A 2,109-nucleotide genomic window follows, 5' to 3' on the forward strand; every position below is an offset into this window, starting at 1 on the left:
CCTCCGCGAACGTCATCCCCTCAATGGCCACGAGATGCAGCGCAGTGCGCTGATCTTCCGGCAGCTCAAGGAAGGCGCGGCGGACCTGATCGAGCCGGACCCGAAGATCCTGGATGGGCGCGATGGCATTCTCGTTCAGCTCCGCGGCCCGGCTGATGCGCTCCGCTTCGGCCTTCCGGCGGCGGCGCACATCGATGAACACATTGTGGAGAATGGACAGCATCCAGGCGCGCAGGCTGTGCCCTGCCTTGAAGCTCGCCCTCTTCTCATAGGCGCGCACGAGGGTGTCGTGCACCAGATCCTCGGCATCAGCCTCGTTCCGCGTGAGCACGCGCGCATAGCGCCGAAGAGCGGCGACCTGGAGCAGGACATCGAATTGCGGTTTTCGGACCATCAGTGAGTGTACGAGGCTGCCAACGGGTTTAATCCCACAACCTCAAAGGAAATCGGCGCAGACACGGTCCGCGGGCTACCTTGAGGCTGCGCGGATGGACGATGAGGCGGCCTCGCGCCAGTTAGCTGCCGTGCTTCAAACGCTGCTGGCTCCGGTATGGCGCACTTTCGCCTGATGTATCTATGGCGATGCAAACACCGCGTAAAATCTAAAGCCCGGGACCAAACATAGGGCTCTGCCGTCGCCGGCTACAGAGCTGGCCGACCAGGACGCATTGCGAACTAGAGATCGCTTCGACGTCGCGAGAAGTGCCAGCGGGACTGCTCGCCAGAGATCTCCAGAGCCATCGCCCGGCTTGGCGAATTCCCTCCCGCCTTGGCAGCCAAGTGGCATCTCGTGCTATAATGAGACCTGTTGCCTTTGATGTCCCAGCCCTGCGATCCCAAGCTCGACCACATCGCCGGGCTTCAGCCAGACGGGCTCCGGCTTGATCCCCATTCCAACCCCTGGCGGGGTTCCGGTGGCGATGATGTCGCCGGGAAGCAGGGTCATGTAGCGGCTGCAATAGGACACCAAAGAGCGGACACCGAAGATCATTGTCCGCGTGTTGCCCGATTGCATGCGGGTGCCGTTCACGTCCAGCCACATGTCCAGGTCCTGCGGGTCGGCGACCTCGTCCCTCGTCACGAGCCAGGGGCCGATGGGGCCGAACGTGTCACAGCCCTTTCCTTTGTCCCATTGCGAGGACTGCATCTGGAAGCCGCGCTCCGAGACGTCGTTGATCACGCAATAGCCGGCCACATGATCCAGCGCCTCGCCCTCGGACACGTAGGACGCCCTGCTCCCGATCACGACCCCGAGTTCCACCTCCCAGTCCAGTTTGGTGGAATGGCGCGGCTGCAGGATAGGGTCGTTCGGGCCGGAAATGGCGCTGTTCGCCTTCAGGAAGATGATGGGCTCGCTCGGAACCGCCATGCCCGCCTCCGCGGCATGGTCGGAATAGTTCAGGCCGATGCAGATGAACTTCGAGATGCCGGTATAGGGCACGCCCAGCCGCGGCTCGCCCGAGACCAGCGGCAGCATGGCGACGTCTACAGCCGCGAGACGCGCCAAACCATCGGGCGACAGCAGCGCGGCGTCGATGTCGTTGAACACGCCTGAGAGATCACGCAGTGCGCCGTTGCCATCAAGAAGACCGGGCTTCTCATGTCCGGCGGCACCGAAACGACAGAGCTTCATGGGTCGATTCCATATGTTCAGGATAATGTGGGTTCAGGCGGATCTACCGCCGCTCCGGCTCGAGAGCCGCTCCCGCAGCGCCAGGACCTCTCCGACGACGCCCTTTCTGAAGAGCGAGACGGCGAGGACGAAGATGACGCCCTGGATGACGAGCACCCACTCGCCCAGGGAGGCGAGGTAGTTCTGCATGGTGACGATGATGGCGGCGCCCACCACCGGGCCGAGGATGGTGCCCATGCCGCCCACCAGGGTCATCAGGATCACCTCGCCGGACATCTGCCAGGCGACGTCGGTGAGGGAAGCGAGCTGGAACACGATGGCCTTGGTGGAGCCGGCGAGCCCGGCGAGGGCCGCCGAGAGCACGAAGGCGAGGGTCTTGTATTGGTTCACCCGGTAGCCCAGCGAGATGGCGCGCGGCTCGTTCTCGCGGATCGCTTTCAGCACCTGTCCGAACGGCGAGTGCACCGCCCGGTAGA

At 63.8% G+C, this 2,109-nt stretch carries 3 protein-coding genes; all 3 read right to left on the reverse strand.

Features of this window, described 5'->3' with window-relative positions; all coding sequences use genetic code 11:
• A partial coding sequence (locus ABLE91_RS28880; protein ID WP_348936005.1) for a sigma-70 family RNA polymerase sigma factor occupies positions 1-394 on the reverse strand: 394 nt, incomplete at its 3' end.
• A 399-nt stretch (positions 395-793) separates the two neighbouring features.
• Positions 794-1,633 carry a fumarylacetoacetate hydrolase family protein gene (locus ABLE91_RS28885; protein WP_348936006.1) on the reverse strand — a complete coding sequence of 280 codons (840 nt, stop codon included), beginning with the start codon at positions 1,631-1,633 and terminating at the stop codon, positions 794-796.
• 33 nt (positions 1,634-1,666) lie between these two features.
• A partial coding sequence (locus tag ABLE91_RS28890; RefSeq protein WP_348936007.1) for a branched-chain amino acid ABC transporter permease occupies positions 1,667-2,109 on the reverse strand: 443 nt, incomplete at its 5' end.

The organism is Aquabacter albus, assembly GCF_040049275.1.
Lineage (GTDB): Bacteria > Pseudomonadota > Alphaproteobacteria > Rhizobiales > Xanthobacteraceae > Aquabacter.

Coding starts and splice junctions, on each gene's coding strand:
- ABLE91_RS28885 (WP_348936006.1), bottom strand. CDS start 1,633: ATGAAGCTCTGTCGTTTCGGTGCCGCCGGACATGAGAAGCCCGGTCTT.